The sequence below is a fragment of the Yersinia intermedia genome (assembly GCF_900635455.1).
GTDB lineage: Bacteria > Pseudomonadota > Gammaproteobacteria > Enterobacterales > Enterobacteriaceae > Yersinia > Yersinia intermedia.
Window position 1 is genome coordinate 3,230,840 of sequence record NZ_LR134116.1, and the last position, 16,130, is coordinate 3,246,969.

Below are 16,130 nucleotides of genomic sequence, written 5' to 3' on the forward strand. Positions count from 1 at the left end.
GCGTGAAAGCACGGATTGATAAGTAAACTTGCGTCAGCACCATGCACCATGAATAATTCTTAAATGACATGTATGATTGGCGTTATATACCCAAGGTCATTTCAAGTACGAAGGTATAACAGTGAATCATACAAATAATATCCGTGAATGATATATCCAGAGGAACACAGTGACTCAGAGAAATAGTTTGCACGTAGTGACACAAGAAATCTTGCTAGAGCCTACCGATAATCAGCGTTTGCTGAGTCTGTGCGGCCCTTTTGATGACAATATCAAGCAGTTGGAGCGCCGATTAGGCATCGAAATTAATCGCCGTGACAATCGCTTCAAGTTAGTCGGTAAGAATATCAGCGTTGTTGCAGCGGCAGATATCCTGCGCCATCTGTATGTTGACACCGCCTCCATTCGTGGTGTTACCCCGGAGATATCCCCGGAAGATATCCATCTCGCAGTGAAAGAGAGCCATGTATTGGAGCAAACTGCGGAGAGCGTGCCCGATTACGGGAAAGCCGTGAATATCCGTACCAAACGCGGCATGGTCAAACCGCGTACCCCCAATCAGGCGCAATACATCGCCAATATTCTCGATCACGATATTACTTTTGGGATTGGTCCTGCAGGGACGGGTAAAACCTATCTGGCGGTAGCAGCGGCAGTTGATGCTCTGGAACGCCAGAATGTGCGCCGTATCTTACTGACCCGTCCGGCCGTTGAAGCCGGCGAAAAATTGGGTTTCCTGCCAGGGGATCTAAGTCAGAAAGTCGATCCATACCTGCGCCCACTTTATGATGCGCTGTTTGAAATGCTTGGCTTTGAGCGAGTTGAAAAACTGATTGAGCGTAATGTGATTGAAGTGGCTCCGCTGGCCTATATGCGTGGCCGGACACTCAATGATGCCTTTATCATTTTGGACGAGAGCCAAAACACCACCATCGAACAGATGAAGATGTTTCTCACCCGAATGGGCTTTAACTCCAAAGCAGTTATTACCGGCGATGTGACACAAACCGACTTACCCCGTCACCAAAAATCTGGCTTAAGCCATGCCATTGAAGTGCTGTCTGAGGTAGAAGAACTGAGCTTCAACTTCTTCCATAGCGAAGATGTAGTGCGTCACCCTGTGGTCGCCCGCGTGGTTATTGCCTATGAAGCCTGGGAAGCGGCAGAACAAAAGCGCAAAGAGACCATTACCGAACAACGTAAACGGGAAAACCATACCCCGTCTGAGCAGGAGGCTCCGTGAGCCAAGTTATACTCGATTTACAAATTGCCTGCGCCGATAGCCAGGGTTTACCCGCCGAAGCTGATTTTCAACGTTGGCTAGAAGCGGTATTACCGCAGTTTCAAGATGTGGCAGAAGTGACCGTTCGGTTGGTTGATGAAGCTGAAAGCCATGAGCTGAATCTAACTTATCGTGGTAAAGATAAACCAACCAACGTGTTGTCTTTTCCTTTTGAGGCTCCACCTGAAATTGAACTGCCACTATTGGGTGATTTAATCATTTGCCGTCAAGTGGTTGAACAAGAAGCCATCGAACAAGAGAAAGCACTATTAGCTCATTGGGCGCATATGGTTGTTCACGGCAGTCTCCATCTGCTAGGGTATGACCACATCGTGGACGATGAAGCAGAAGAAATGGAGTCAATTGAGACTGAAATCATGCAAAGTCTGGGTTATCCAGATCCGTATATTTCAGAGAAAGACCCCGTATAAGCCCATAACACTGGGTGTTATAATGCCCAGCTAGTCAGGGGAAAAGCTGTCGGCGGTGTGAGTCTACTACTGCCGATAAAATATAATCTTTACCCAACGTCATTGGAATTACAGGTAGGCGGCAAGCGGACCTAGCTAACCCCCTGCACCTTCCAGTACCAAGGGTATAACATGAGTAAACTTAACTAAAACGCCATGAGCGACGACCACTCACAAAACAACGATAGCCCCAGTCCCAAGAAAGGGTTCTTTACTCTTATCCTTAACCAGTTATTTCACGGTGAACCTAAAAACCGTGGTGATTTGGTAGAGCTGATCCGTGATTCTGAACAAAACGATCTGATCGATCCCGATACCCGTGACATGCTGGAAGGCGTGATGGATATTGCCGAGCAGCGCGTGCGGGACATCATGATCCCCCGTTCTCAAATGGTCACATTAAAGCGTAACCAAACGCTGGATGAGTGTTTGGATGTGATTATTGAATCTGCTCACTCCCGCTTTCCGGTGATTAGCGAAGATAAAGATCACATCGAAGGTATCCTGATGGCCAAGGATTTGTTGCCGTTTATGCGCACCGACTCCGAGCCATTCAGTATTGATAAAGTGTTACGGACGGCGGTTGTAGTGCCAGAAAGTAAGCGTGTCGATCGGATGCTGAAGGAGTTTCGTTCCCAGCGCTACCACATGGCGATTGTCATTGATGAGTTTGGTGGCGTTTCAGGGCTGGTGACCATTGAAGATATTCTTGAGCTGATCGTTGGCGAAATAGAAGATGAGTATGACGATGAAGAAGACAGAGATGTCCGTCAACTCAGCAAGCATACCTATACCATTCGTGCGCTGACGCAAATTGAAGATTTCAATGATGTGTTCAATACCCATTTCAGCGACGATGAGGTTGACACCATTGGCGGCTTGGTAATGCAGGCCTTTGGCCATTTACCTGCCAGGGGTGAAACCATTGAAATTGAAGGTTACTTATTTAAAGTTGCCATGGCGGATAGCCGACGTATCATTCAGGTTCACGTAAAAATCCCGGATGATGCTCCGCAACCCAAACTGGAAGAATAAATCCTTGATGCCTATTGCTTCATATCTTCAACGCCAGTGGGTTCGCGCCCTACTGGCGCTATTTTTTGGTGCCTGCGGTACGCTGGCCTATTCACCGTTTGATCACTGGCCCGCAGCCATTGTTTCACTGTTTGGCTTACTCAGTCTAACGCTGAACCGCAATACCCGGCAGGCCGCCTTTATTGGCTTTTGTTGGGGGATGGGGCTATTCGGTAGCGGTATCAACTGGGTCTATGTCAGTATTTCTGAGTTTGGCGGGATGCCAACGGCCATCAATATTTTCCTGGTGGTGTTACTGGCGGCCTATTTATCGCTCTACACCCTACTCTTTGCCGGTGTGTTAGCACGTCTCTGCCCACAAGCGACATGGTGGCGGCTAGCGATTGCCGCACCGGTGGTATGGCAACTGACGGAATTCCTGCGCGGCTGGGTATTGACCGGCTTCCCGTGGCTGCAATTTGGCTACAGCCAGATTAATGGCCCGCTGCGTGGGATTGCCCCAATACTCGGTGTTGACGGCATCACCTTTGTACTAATGGCGATCAGTGGGCTACTGGTCTACGCCTGCTATCAGCGCCGGGTTACTGCGGCAATAGTGGCTATAGCGCTGTTATTATTACCATGGCCACTGCGCCAACTGCATTGGTTCACACCGGAGCCGGAACGCGCCGTCAATATCGCCATGGTGCAAGGTAACATTGCTCAGTCTATGAAGTGGGACCCTAAAGTCCTGCTCTCTACTCTGCAAGTCTATCTGGATGAAACTCGCCCATTTATGGGCAAAGCACCGATTATCATCTGGCCAGAATCTGCCATTCCTGATATTGAAACCGATCAAACCGGCTTCCTGACGATGGTTGATGATCTGATGCGGGCCAATCACAGCAGCTTGATCACTGGGATTGTCGATGCCCAGCGCCGCCCTGAAGGTAAGGGGTATCATTTCTTTAATAGTGTCATCGTGTTAGGTGATAAAGAGCCGTATCAATATCCGAGCCAAAACCGTTACAGCAAACACCATCTGGTCCCATTTGGTGAGTTTGTACCGCTCGAATCCCTGCTGCGGCCGCTGGCACCGCTCTTTGATTTACCCATGTCAACATTCAGCCGTGGCGGCTATGTTCAACCCTCGCTCAAGGTGGCTGGATATAACCTGACTGCGGCTATTTGTTATGAAATCGTGTTAGGCCAGCAGGTACGGGATAATTTCAACCCTGATACCAATTTCTTGCTGACTGTCTCAAATGATGCCTGGTTTGGCCACTCGATTGGGCCGTGGCAGCATTTCCAGATGGCACGGATGCGCGCACTTGAATTGGGTCGCCCACTGCTACGCAGTACCAATAATGGTATCACTGCGGCGGTTGGCCCGAGTGGTGAAGTGCTCGCCCAGATCCCGCAATTTACCCAACAGGTGTTAGAGGTCAAAGTCACACCAACTACGGGAATCACCCCTTATGCCCGTATGGGTTCATGGCCGATGTGGATTATCACGCTGGTACTTGGCGCCATCACGCTGTTCCACGCGATCCGTCGTCGTTCTGATAAAAAATAACGCAATATGTGGGCATGTTATCTGCATGCCCATTAATCTTGAGAGCCTTATGTCACTGAAGCCTGAATTTATCCTCACTAGCGAAGCACAACTCAGCGAGCACTACGCCGCCCCCTTTGAAACCGTGTTGAAGAAACAGATAGATCACATTGATGATTATGCTAAAAAACTCATCGCGGCTGCCCCCTTCGCCGTACTGGGTACCCTCGGTGCCAATGGGATCGACTGCTCCCCCAAAGGTGGGGAACCGGGTTTTATCCATGTACAGGACAGTAAAACGCTGATGCTACCAGACCGCCCTGGGAACAACCGCCTGGATGGTATCCGCAACCTGCTGCATAACCCCGCTATCGGTATCTTGTTCCTGATCCCTAACTGGGACGAAGGTTTCCGGGTGAATGGTCGGGCGAAGATTTCGGTCGATCCTGAACTGTGTGAGCGCTTTAGCCAAAATGGCCACCCCGCCCGCAGTGTATTAGTGATCGACGTTGAGGAAGTGTTTATTCATTGCGGCCGCGCGATTACCTTTGCCAAGCTGTGGAATCCAGAAAAACACGCTGCAAAAGAGACCCTGCCGACAGCATTGGATGTGTTTAAGGCCCATCTGGCTATCAATAACCAGCAATTAGGCTAACGGGCAGTAAAGCCGCTGTTTGGCGGCTGATTAATGACCTCATATCCCCCACTTGTCTCCTATAATCCTCAATTTGCAGAGCAATAATCCTTATCTCTTCGCCGCGACTGGCACAGACCTTGCATTATTTCTAACCATTATGTGTTAACTCTTGGGCAATACCCGCCAACCTTTTAGCCGTTGTCGGGGATTACCGCAACAAGTAGGGAACACAGGGTTTCAAATGCGGGATCACGATTATTTGTCCAATTGTTTGCACGCTCATTTATAGGGCATCCCCCGCACCATTGAAGTGCATTGCTGTTTTATTGCCTCTATTTGGTGCGATTTGCGTCCCAAAAAACAAACATTTATTCATCATTTACATAACATTTGGCTATTTTTTAAAGATAATCTGATACAAGTAACAGCGAAAACCACGTATCAACCAACAAAACATCGGTGGTTGTACCGCTGAAACGAAACAAAACGATTTCTCGCCTGACGAGATTTAGCAACAACGTACTTTTAGCATCACAACATCAAGTAATAAAACAACAGCAAAGGAGTTGGACCATGCATATGCGTAAATTGGCGTTAGCGCTACTGTTAGCTGGGATGGCAAGTGGCGTAGCCCAAGCAGAAGAAGCGGCAGCACAACCCGCAGCGAAAGCTGAAGCCCAGGCTGATACTCTGAAAAAGATTAAAGACAGCGGCGTGATTGTGGTGGGTCACCGTGAGTCTTCCGTTCCCTTCTCTTATTATGATAATCAACAGAAAGTTGTGGGTTACGCACAAGATTATTCTAATCTGATCATCGATGCAGTTAAGAAAAAACTTAATGCACCAGACTTACAGGTCAAACTGATCCCAATCACCTCACAGAACCGTATTCCACTACTGCAAAACGGCACCTTTGACTTTGAATGTGGTTCCACCACCAATAATCTGGAGCGTCAGCAACAAGCCGCGTTCTCTAATACCATTTTTGTTGTCGGTACCCGCTTACTGACTAAAAAAGGGTCTGACGTTAAAGATTTCAAAGATTTGGCCGGTAAGGCAGTGGTTGTAACTTCAGGTACGACATCTGAAGTCCTGCTGAATAAACTGAATGAAAAAGACAAAATGGATATGCGCATCATCAGCGCCAAAGACCACGGTGACTCTTTCCGCACCCTGGAAAGTGGCCGCGCAGTAGCCTTTATGATGGATGATGCTTTGCTGGCCGGTGAGCGTGCAAAAGCCAAGAAACCAGACCAATGGGATATCGTCGGTAAGCCACAGTCTCAGGAAGCTTACGGCTGTATGTTGCGCAAAAATGATCCGGCCTTTAAAGCCTTATTGGATGAAACCATTGCCAGCGCACAAACGTCTGGTGTGGCTGAAAAATCATTCGATCGCTGGTTCAAAAACCCAATTCCACCTAAAAATCTTAACCTGAATTTCTCATTGTCTGATGAAATGAAGGCGCTGTTCAAAGCACCTAACGATAAAGCATTGAACTAACAATAATAATCAGGGCGGGCGTTGCCTGCCCGACTCGATTGATGATGGGCCGATAGGAAATACCCAATAGATTTCAGAGTGCAGGAAGGTGGCAAGCGCTGGCCCGTAGGGTGAGCCTCTGATGAGGTTCATAATCCTGATGAGCTTATACAAATAAGTGATTCAGGTGAACAAGGGCAGCCAACACATCTGCAATTTGAAAGATGCAGGGTAAAGACAGGATGCGGGGTGGCCGTTCCCCACTCCGCATTTTTTTGTGAGTCCTCGAAGGTCGCCACGCATTAAATCATCAGTCATCAGGGTGGCTTATCCATCCTTTTAAGGGAGTTTGTTATGTCAATAGACTGGAACTGGGGCATCTTCTTGCAACCTGCCCCCTTCGGCAATACCACCTACCTCGGCTGGATCTGGTCCGGCTTTCAAGTCACCGTCGCGTTGTCACTGTGCGCCTGGGTGATCGCGTTCTTCGTCGGTTCACTGTTTGGTATTTTAAGAACCGTGCCCAATCGAATCCTCTCAGGGATAGGGACGTGCTACGTTGAGCTGTTTCGTAACGTCCCCTTGATTGTGCAATTCTTTACCTGGTATCTGGTGGTACCTGAACTGTTGCCAGTTGATATTGGCATGTGGTTTAAAAGTGAACTGGACCCAAACATACAGTTCTTTCTTTCATCGATGCTTTGCCTTGGCTTATTTACCGCAGCACGTGTTTGTGAACAAGTCCGTGCCGGGATTCAGTCACTGCCTAGAGGCCAGAAAGCAGCGGGTTTGGCTATGGGATTGACCCTGCCACAAACCTATCGCTATGTGTTACTGCCCAATGCTTATCGGGTGATCATTCCCCCGATGACCTCAGAAATGCTCAACCTGGTAAAAAACTCCGCCATTGCTTCAACAATCGGATTGGTCGATATGGCCGCTCAAGCAGGTAAATTGCTGGATTATTCAGCTCACGCCTATGAGTCCTTCACCGCCATCACTCTTGGTTATGTACTGATCAACGCCGTGATCATGCTGTTGATGCGATTAGTTGAGAAGAAAGTGCAGTTACCCGGCAATCTGGGGAGTAAATAATGTACGAATTTGATTGGAGTTCTATCGCCCCCAGCATGCCCTATCTGCTGCAAGGGTTAGTGGTCACCGCCAAGATAACCATTACCGCTATCGTATTTGGCATTATCTGGGGAACGGTGCTGGCAGTCATGCGCTTGTCACCGATTAAAGCCATCAGTTGGTTTGCAACTGCCTATGTCAACGTGTTCCGCTCTATCCCGTTGGTGATGGTGCTGTTGTGGTTTTATTTGGTTGTCCCGAGCTTATTACAAAATGTGCTGGGCTTATCACCAAAAACTGATATTCGGTTAATCTCAGCCATGGTAGCCTTTTCGCTGTTTGAAGCGGCCTATTACTCAGAAATTATCCGCGCCGGGATCATGAGTATTTCCCGTGGGCAATCCTCTGCGGCGCTGGCATTGGGCATGACCCATGGGCAGTCAATGCGACTGGTTATTCTGCCTCAGGCTTTCCGCGCCATGGTGCCGCTGCTGTTAACTCAGGGGATCGTGTTATTTCAGGATACTTCACTGGTGTATGTGCTTAGCCTGGCCGATTTCTTCCGCACCGCCACCACCATTGGCGAGCGGGACGGTACTCAGGTCGAAATGGTGCTGTTTGCCGGTTTGGTTTATTTCGTTATCAGTATTGCCGCGTCGATGCTGGTTAACTATTTGAAGAAAAGGACTGTTTGATGATTTCCCTGAAAAATGTTTCTAAGTGGTACGGCCACTTTCAGGTGCTGGCTGACTGCACCACCGAAGTTAAAAAAGGTGAGGTTGTGGTGGTCTGTGGTCCTTCAGGCTCAGGCAAATCAACCTTAATCAAAACCGTTAATGGGCTGGAACCTATTCAAAAAGGCAGCATTACAGTTAATGGTATTGCTGTGAATGATAAAGGCACTAATCTGGCCCAACTGCGTTCCAAAGTGGGCATGGTATTCCAGCATTTCGAGCTGTTCCCACACCTGTCTATCATTGAAAACCTGACGCTGGCGCAAATCAAAGTGCTCAAACGCGATAAAGCAGAAGCGCGTGAAAAGGGGTTGAAACTGTTAGATCGCGTGGGCCTTTCTACCCATGCAGATAAGTTTCCTTCTCAATTATCGGGTGGTCAGCAACAGCGCGTGGCCATTGCCCGTGCACTTTGTATGGACCCAATTGCCATGCTGTTTGATGAACCCACCTCCGCACTTGACCCGGAAATGATTAACGAAGTGTTGGACGTGATGGTCAAACTGGCATTGGAAGGGATGACCATGATGGTGGTTACCCACGAAATGGGCTTCGCCCGCAAAGTGGCTAACCGCGTTATTTTTATGGATGAAGGGAAAATTGTCGAAGACAGCAACAAAGATGATTTCTTTAACAATCCTAAGTCGGATCGCGCCAAAGACTTCCTGGCAAAAATCCTGCATTAATCACACCACCTCCCCTGCGCCCGTAGGGGAGGAAATTTGCGTCTGTTCTCTTTTTACGCCCTGTGTGATTGCTTATCCGTTTTTTTGTGCGCATCCTCTGGTTAACACTGTGACTAACAAGAGGAAAAGTGATGCCCCGCTCTATTATCATTGATTGCGATCCTGGCCATGACGATGCTATTGCGTTGATTCTGGCGTTGGCCTCCCCCGAACTCAACGTAGCAGCGGTTACCACCTGTGCCGGTAACCAAACTCCAGACAAAACCTTGCGTAATGCTCTGCGCATTCTGACACTACTCAAGCGTCAGGATATCCCGGTGGCCGGGGGTGCACTCAAACCATTACTGCGCGAATTAATTATTGCCGACAATGTTCACGGTGAAAGCGGATTAGATGGCCCCTCATTGCCGGATCCAGACTTTGCCCCGCAAGCAGATAATGCGGTGGAGCTAATGGCGAGAATATTACGTACCAGCCCTCATCCGGTGACCATTGTGGCCACTGGCCCATTGACTAACGTTGCCTTGCTGCTGGCCGGTCATGGTGCTCTGGCGGCCAAAATAGAGCGTATCGTCATCATGGGGGGAGCCGTGATGTTAGGAAACTGGACCGCCGCTGCTGAATTTAATATTTATGTCGATCCTGAGGCCGCTGATCGGGTATTTAAATCAGGCATTCCAATCACCATGGCGGGGTTAGATGTGACCCATCAAGCACAGGTGATGGATGAAGATATTGATCGCATTCGTCAGTTAAATAATCCGGTAGCCGACGTGGTCGCGGGCTTATTGGATTTCTTCATGCTGTATCACCGCCAGGAGCGCTGGGGTTTTCAAGGTGCCCCACTACATGATCCTTGCACCATTGCCTGGTTATTGGCCCCCGAGTTATTCACCAGCATTGAACGCTGGGTTGGCATCGAAACCCGAGGTGAATACACCCAAGGCATGACGGTGGTCGATTACTACCAGCTCACAGATAATGTGCCTAATGCAGAAGTCTTAATGGGCATCGATAGGAAAGGGTTTATTGATTTGCTGGTTGAACGGGTTGCCCGCTACAGCGAATAATCGAATGACACTCCGCCACTGCGGAGTGTCTCTTTTTAGCCCAAATTAACGTTAGGGCTGGAATGGCCGGCGATTAAATTGGTCATGTCCACACTTAGGGCAGAGCGGCAACACTTCAGGGGTATAGAAAGCCAGATGATAGTGGCATTTCTCACACACCAAATTCCCTAATCCAACCACCTCACCACTGTGATACACCCCATGGTGACTGACATCTTTAAACACCTCACGCCACTCTAGCTGTGTTTTGTCAGTGATGTCCGCCAGCTCCTGCCACAAGCTCTCTTTAATCACCCGCATAAATACGCTGTCAGTGAATTCATCCTTACTCTCTTCATAACTACGGGCAAACTCCTCCAGATCGCGGCGCACCGCCTGAATGATTTGCTCAACCTCACTCCGGCTCAACTCTTCTACTGCGTCTAACCGCTGCTCGGCGCTTTCCACCAGCTTATCGATATCACGTTCACCATTTTTCAAGCGTTCAGTCAGTGATGCCACCAACTCACGATAATATTGAGCTACCTTGTTCATACTGTCTCCTCGATCCGCGATTGTGATACAGCAAAGGTTGTTACAAAGAAAATAGTGATAAAGCTAATCTCTCGCCTGTTTGTGGTTGCCTCGTTCCTATTGTCTGCTGGTACTTACTCTGATATTAAAGCTAACGTTTATTATTTTAGTCGTAAATGACTGAAGTCACGTCATCGTAAGGTTGTTACTCCCCCACTTTGATGATTTCTGCCATTCACCGCGCAGAAAAACCCTTCTGCAGTATGCTGAGTGTTGTTGCGCCTGCCGCTTATCAGCTATGCTATGCGGATCTCTCTTTATGATATGAAACAGATGATGCTACAGGCGTAGCTGTTTTTCACTATAGGACCACTGGCCGCCATGCAAGAGCAATACCGCCCAGAAGATATCGAAACGCAAGTACAGCTTCACTGGCAAGAGAAGCAAACATTTAAAGTCACTGAAGATACCAGCAAAGAAAAATATTACTGCCTATCTATGCTGCCATACCCTTCAGGACGCCTGCATATGGGGCACGTTCGTAACTACACCATTGGTGATGTTATCTCACGCTACCAACGTATGCTGGGCAAGAACGTCCTACAGCCGATTGGCTGGGATGCGTTTGGCCTGCCGGCAGAAGGTGCCGCCGTTAAAAATAACACCGCACCTGCCCCATGGACTTACGACAACATCGAATATATGAAGAACCAGTTGAAACTACTGGGCTTCGGTTACGACTGGGATCGCGAGATTGCCACCTGTAAACCTGACTACTACCGTTGGGAACAGTGGTTCTTCACCAAGTTGTATGAAAAAGGCATGGTCTACAAAAAGACCTCTGCGGTTAACTGGTGTCCACACGACATGACCGTGTTAGCCAACGAACAGGTGATCGACGGCTGCTGTTGGCGTTGTGATACCAAGGTTGAACGCAAAGAGATCCCGCAGTGGTTTATTAAAATCACCGATTACGCTGATCAGTTGCTTAATGATCTGGACACGCTGGAAAGCTGGCCGGAGCAGGTGAAAACCATGCAACGCAACTGGATTGGCCGCTCCGAAGGGGTTGATATCGTTTTCGACGTGCAGGATAGCGAAGAAAAACTGTCAGTTTATACTACCCGTCCAGACACCTTTATGGGCGTGACCTATGTGGCGGTTGCTGCCGGTCACCCATTGTCACTGCAAGCGGCTGCCACCAACCCAGCGCTGGCTGATTTTGTGGCGGAATGTCGTAATACCAAAGTTGCTGAAGCTGAAATGGCAACGATGGAGAAAAAAGGCATGGCGACCGGTCTATACGCCATCCATCCACTGACAGGTGAAAAGCTGGCTATTTGGGCAGCTAACTTTGTCTTGATGGATTACGGTACCGGCGCAGTAATGGCAGTTCCAGGCCACGATGCCCGTGACTGGGAATTTGCCACCAAATACCACCTGCCAATCAAGCCGGTTATTTTAGCCGCTGACGGCAGCGAACCTGATTTGAGTCAGGAAGCGATGACCGAAAAAGGCACCCTGTTCAACTCCGGCGAGTTCGACGGTCTGGATTATGAAGCAGGCTTTAATGCCATCGCCGACAAGCTAGTCGCTCTTGGTGTTGGCCAGCGTAAAGTGAATTATCGCCTGCGTGATTGGGGTGTATCACGTCAGCGTTATTGGGGTGCACCTATCCCAATGGTGACATTGGAAGATGGCACCGTTGTGCCAACACCAGAAGACCAACTGCCGGTAATTCTGCCAGAAGATGTCGTGATGGACGGTATTACCAGTCCTATCAAGGCTGACCCTGAGTGGGCGAAAACCACCGTTAACGGGATGCCGGGCCTGCGTGAAACCGATACTTTCGATACCTTTATGGAATCATCTTGGTATTACGCGCGCTACACCTGCCCACAATTTGACGAAGGCATGTTGGATCCTACCGCTGCAAACTACTGGTTGCCCGTTGATCAGTATGTAGGCGGTATTGAACATGCCATCATGCACCTGATGTACTTCCGTTTCTTCCACAAACTACTGCGTGATGCCGGTCTGGTGAACTCCGACGAACCAGCCAAACGCCTGTTGTGCCAAGGCATGGTATTGGCTGACGCCTTCTACTACACCGGTACCAGCGGTGAACGTATCTGGGTTTCACCAGCTGATGCGATTGTCGAGCGTGATGAAAAAGGGCGAATTGTTAAAGCGACCGACCCTGACGGCCATGAACTGGTGTATGCCGGTATGAGCAAAATGTCGAAATCGAAAAACAACGGTATCGACCCGCAAGTTATGGTAGAAAAATACGGTGCCGATACTGTGCGCCTGTTTATGATGTTTGCTTCCCCCGCTGAAATGACGTTGGAATGGCAAGAGTCCGGCGTTGAAGGGGCTAACCGCTTCTTAAAACGTGTCTGGCGTCTGGTGTTTGAAAGCACCGCCAAAGGTGCGACTGCGCCGCTGGACATCGCCAGCCTGACGGAAGAGCAAAAATCACTGCGTCGCGACCTGCACAAAACAATTACCAAAGTCACTGATGACGTGGGCCGCCGTCAAACCTTCAACACCGCTATCGCTGCAGTAATGGAGTTGATGAATAAGCTGGGCCGCGCACCTCAGGAAACTGAACAAGATCGTGCTCTGCTGCAAGAAGCATTACTGGCAGTGGTGCGGATGCTTTATCCATTCACCCCGCACGTTTGCTTCAGTTTGTGGCAAGCACTGGGTGGTGAAGGTGATATCGATACCGCACCATGGCCAATTGCTGATGAACAGGCGATGGTTGAAGACTCTAAATTAGTAGTCGTACAGGTTAATGGTAAAGTGCGTGGCAGAATTACTGTGCCTGCCGATGCCACTGAACAGCAAGTTCGCGAACGCGCTGGTCAAGAGCACCTGGTGGCTAAATACCTGGATGGGGTTACTGTGCGTAAAGTAATCTACGTCCCTGGCAAACTGCTTAACCTGGTTGTAGGTTAAGACAAGGAGGAGTTGTGCGACATCGTATTCTGACGTTGTTGCTGGGGTTAGCGGTGCTGGTCACCGCTGGCTGTGGCTTTAATTTGCGAGGCACCACTCAGGTGCCACCTGAGCTGCAAAAACTGTTGCTGGAAAGTAGTGACCCTTATGGCCCGTTAACCCGAGCTATACGTCAACAGTTGCGTTTAAGCAATGTCACCATTGTTAATGACCCGATGCGTAAAGACTTACCCGCCTTGCGGATCCTTGGTTCATCAGAAAATCAGGATACCGTGTCAATCTTCCGCAACGGGGTAACGGCAGAGTATCAGTTAGTGTTGCATGTGCAGGCGCAGGTATTGATTCCAGGCCATGATATTTACCCATTACGGGTGAATATCTTCCGCACATTCTTCGATAACCCGTTAACAGCACTCGCCAAAGATGCCGAAGCTGAGGTTCTCCGTCAGGAAATGCGTGAACAAGCCGCTCAGCAGTTAGTGCGTCAGCTTCTGACCGTACATGCTGCTGAAGTCAAAAACGCGCAAGAAAATGGTGACAAGTCAGTTGGCAATAACACGGCAACAGGCACCGCCAAGATGGCAGAAGTTAAAGAAATCAATATCGGCAAACCTGCAGTTAGTACCCCTGCCCAATGATCCGAGTCTATCCTGAACAACTTGTCGCGCAGCTCCATGAGGGGCTGCGCGCTTGCTATCTGTTGTGCGGTAATGAGCCATTGCTGTTACAAGAAAGTCAGGACCACATTCGTCGGGTGGCAATAGAACATGATTTCACCGAACATTTCAGTTTTGCGCTAGATGCTCACACCGAGTGGGACAGTATCTTTAGTCTTTGTCAGGCACTCAGCCTATTTGCCAGCCGCCAAACATTGACACTGAGTTTCCCTGACAGTGGTTTAACAGCACCAATGAACGAACAGTTGGTCAAGTTATCAAGTCTGTTACATCCAGATATTTTATTGATTTTACGCGCAAATAAACTCACCAAAGCACAAGAAAACAGTGCCTGGTTTAAAGCACTCGGGAGCAATGGCGTATTTGTCAGTTGCCAAACACCGGAACAGGCACAACTGCCACGTTGGGTCAGTACGCGCGCTAAAAGCCTGAACCTGGAGGCCGATGACCCCGCCATTCAGTTGCTTTGTTACTGCTACGAAGGCAATCTACTGGCGCTATCACAAGCTTTGGAGCGTTTATCGTTACTCTATCCTGACGGTAAACTGACGCTGCCTAAAGTTGAGCAAGCCGTCAACGATGCCGCGCATTTCACCCCTTACCACTGGCTCGATGCCCTAATAGCAGGGAAAAGCAAACGCGCCTGGCATATCCTGCAACAATTGCAGCAGGAAGAGAGTGAACCGATTATTTTGCTGCGCACCTTGCAGCGAGAACTGCTATTGCTGTTAACGTTAAAGCGGCGAATGAATCAGGTGCCACTGCGCACACTATTTGATCAGTTAAAAGTATGGCAAAATCGCCGGCCCATGATGACGCAGGCTCTACAACGCCTTTCCCTGCCACAATTGCAACAAGCCGTTCATTTGCTGGCACAAATTGAAGTTCGCCTGAAACAAGATTATGGTCAGTCAATCTGGCCGGAATTAGAAACACTGTCTATGCTGATGTGCGGCAAAATATTACCTGAGAGCTTTTTTGATGCCCAATAAATCCCCGACTCGCGCCCTACATGCCCTGTTCGGCGGTACCTTTGACCCCATTCATTACGGCCACTTAACGCCGGTTGAAGCATTGGCTCAACAAGTGGGTTTGCAACATATTATTTTATTACCCAATAATGTCCCACCTCACCGCCCACAACCCGAGGCCAATGCACAGCAACGGCTGAAAATGGTAGAGTTAGCCGTCGCCGATAATCCGCTGTTCAGCATCGATGCGCGGGAATTATTACGTGACAGCCCATCGTTCACCATCGACACCTTGGAAAATCTACGTAAAGAACGTGGTACCGAATTGCCCTTAGCCTTTATCATTGGGCAAGATTCATTATTATCGCTGCATAAATGGCATCGCTGGCAATCAATATTAGATGTGTGCCATTTGCTGGTTTGCGCCCGCCCTGGTTACTCACAAACGCTGGAAACTCCTGAGTTACAGCAATGGCTTGATGAGCGACGGGTCTTGGATCCGCAAGCATTAAACCTGCAACCACAAGGGTTAATCTATCTGGCTGATACACCTTTATTGGATATTTCAGCTACCGATATTCGCCATCGGCGTCATAATGGTGAAAGTTGTGATGACCTGCTGCCACGTGCTGTCCAACGATATATTGAGTTACAAGGTTTATATCGCCAAAAGAATTGAAGTTGCAGGTAGGCAGCAAGAGAATAAATCCCGATGAGCTTACTCAGGTAAGTGATTCGGGTGAGTGAACGTAGCGAACACCCCTGCGACTTCAAGTATGAAAGCGATTCGCGGCTGAGGGTTTATATCGCGACGCATTCACCCATGTTATACTCCGCCGCTAAATTTCAGGTATTCGCTGAAAAACCGTTACATTCTAACTGTTCATACCGGTAACTGTTCGTGGGAACTCCTGCAAACAATACGGAAGAACGTTAATACCCAAAGAACTTGACGTTGCAGGTAAGTAGGCAGCGCACGAATCCCGATGAGCTTACATGAG

General features: G+C 49.0%; 15 protein-coding genes. 14 read left to right on the top strand and 1 reads right to left on the bottom strand.

Features of this window, described 5'->3' with window-relative positions:
* The first annotated feature begins 169 nt into the window (after nucleotides 1–169).
* The 10 genes from EL015_RS14790 to rihA all read left to right on the top strand — a co-directional run bounded on the left by EL015_RS14790 (nucleotide 170) and on the right by rihA (nucleotide 10,004).
* Complete coding sequence (locus EL015_RS14790; RefSeq protein WP_172668594.1) at nucleotides 170–1,243, top strand: PhoH family protein; 1,074 nt, start codon at nucleotides 170–172, stop codon at nucleotides 1,241–1,243.
* Nucleotides 1,240–1,713 (top strand): rRNA maturation RNase YbeY, encoded by a 474-nt coding sequence (ybeY, locus tag EL015_RS14795; RefSeq protein ID WP_032905735.1) that lies wholly within the window; start codon nucleotides 1,240–1,242, stop codon nucleotides 1,711–1,713. The genes EL015_RS14790 and ybeY overlap by 4 nt, the downstream gene beginning before the upstream one ends.
* Nucleotides 1,714–1,908: 195 nt before the next feature.
* Nucleotides 1,909–2,787 (top strand): CNNM family magnesium/cobalt transport protein CorC, encoded by an 879-nt coding sequence (gene corC / locus EL015_RS14800; RefSeq protein ID WP_005182755.1) that lies wholly within the window; start codon nucleotides 1,909–1,911, stop codon nucleotides 2,785–2,787.
* Between the two features lie 7 nt (nucleotides 2,788–2,794).
* Complete coding sequence (lnt, locus tag EL015_RS14805) at nucleotides 2,795–4,342, top strand: apolipoprotein N-acyltransferase (protein ID WP_005182754.1); 1,548 nt, start codon at nucleotides 2,795–2,797, stop codon at nucleotides 4,340–4,342.
* 49 nt (nucleotides 4,343–4,391) lie between these two features.
* Entirely contained in the window at nucleotides 4,392–4,976 is a 585-nt protein-coding gene (locus EL015_RS14810; protein WP_005182753.1) for an MSMEG_1061 family FMN-dependent PPOX-type flavoprotein, read from the top strand.
* Nucleotides 4,977–5,531: 555 nt separating this feature from the next.
* Entirely contained in the window at nucleotides 5,532–6,461 is a 930-nt protein-coding gene (locus EL015_RS14815) for an amino acid ABC transporter substrate-binding protein (protein WP_005182752.1), read from the top strand.
* Between the two features lie 333 nt (nucleotides 6,462–6,794).
* Nucleotides 6,795–7,535 (top strand): amino acid ABC transporter permease, encoded by a 741-nt coding sequence (locus tag EL015_RS14820; protein ID WP_005182751.1) that lies wholly within the window; start codon nucleotides 6,795–6,797, stop codon nucleotides 7,533–7,535.
* Nucleotides 7,535–8,209 (top strand): glutamate/aspartate ABC transporter permease GltK, encoded by a 675-nt coding sequence (gltK, locus tag EL015_RS14825; protein WP_032905734.1) that lies wholly within the window; start codon nucleotides 7,535–7,537, stop codon nucleotides 8,207–8,209. The genes EL015_RS14820 and gltK overlap by 1 nt, the downstream gene beginning before the upstream one ends.
* On the top strand, nucleotides 8,209–8,934 hold the full coding sequence (locus EL015_RS14830; RefSeq protein WP_005182750.1) for an amino acid ABC transporter ATP-binding protein: 726 nt from the start codon (nucleotides 8,209–8,211) through the stop codon (nucleotides 8,932–8,934). Before gltK ends, EL015_RS14830 begins: the two co-directional genes overlap by 1 nt.
* A gap of 131 nt (nucleotides 8,935–9,065) precedes the next feature.
* The gene (gene rihA, locus EL015_RS14835) at nucleotides 9,066–10,004 is read left to right on the top strand and encodes a pyrimidine-specific ribonucleoside hydrolase RihA (protein ID WP_005182745.1); all 939 of its coding nucleotides are present in this window, start codon (nucleotides 9,066–9,068) and stop codon (nucleotides 10,002–10,004) included.
* 51 nt (nucleotides 10,005–10,055) lie between these two features.
* On the opposite strand, the gene EL015_RS14840 is transcribed toward rihA, so the two are convergent.
* Entirely contained in the window at nucleotides 10,056–10,538 is a 483-nt protein-coding gene (locus EL015_RS14840) for a zinc ribbon-containing protein (RefSeq protein WP_005182743.1), read from the bottom strand.
* Nucleotides 10,539–10,898: 360 nt separating this feature from the next.
* Here EL015_RS14840 and leuS point away from each other — a divergent pair, with 360 nt between their 5' ends.
* The 4 genes from leuS to nadD are packed head-to-tail and all read left to right on the top strand — an operon-like array spanning nucleotide 10,899 to nucleotide 15,808.
* Complete coding sequence (gene leuS, locus EL015_RS14845; protein WP_005182741.1) at nucleotides 10,899–13,481, top strand: leucine--tRNA ligase; 2,583 nt, start codon at nucleotides 10,899–10,901, stop codon at nucleotides 13,479–13,481.
* Nucleotides 13,482–13,495: 14 nt separating this feature from the next.
* Entirely contained in the window at nucleotides 13,496–14,119 is a 624-nt protein-coding gene (lptE, locus tag EL015_RS14850) for an LPS assembly lipoprotein LptE (RefSeq protein ID WP_005182739.1), read from the top strand.
* A complete protein-coding gene (holA, locus tag EL015_RS14855; protein ID WP_032905733.1) occupies nucleotides 14,116–15,150 on the top strand; it encodes a DNA polymerase III subunit delta in 1,035 nt (344 codons plus the stop codon). The genes lptE and holA overlap by 4 nt, the downstream gene beginning before the upstream one ends.
* Nucleotides 15,140–15,808: a nicotinate-nucleotide adenylyltransferase gene (nadD, locus tag EL015_RS14860; protein ID WP_032905732.1), complete on the top strand. Its 669-nt coding sequence runs from the start codon at nucleotides 15,140–15,142 to the stop codon at nucleotides 15,806–15,808. Before holA ends, nadD begins: the two co-directional genes overlap by 11 nt.
* The last annotated feature ends 322 nt before the right edge of the window (nucleotides 15,809–16,130 follow it).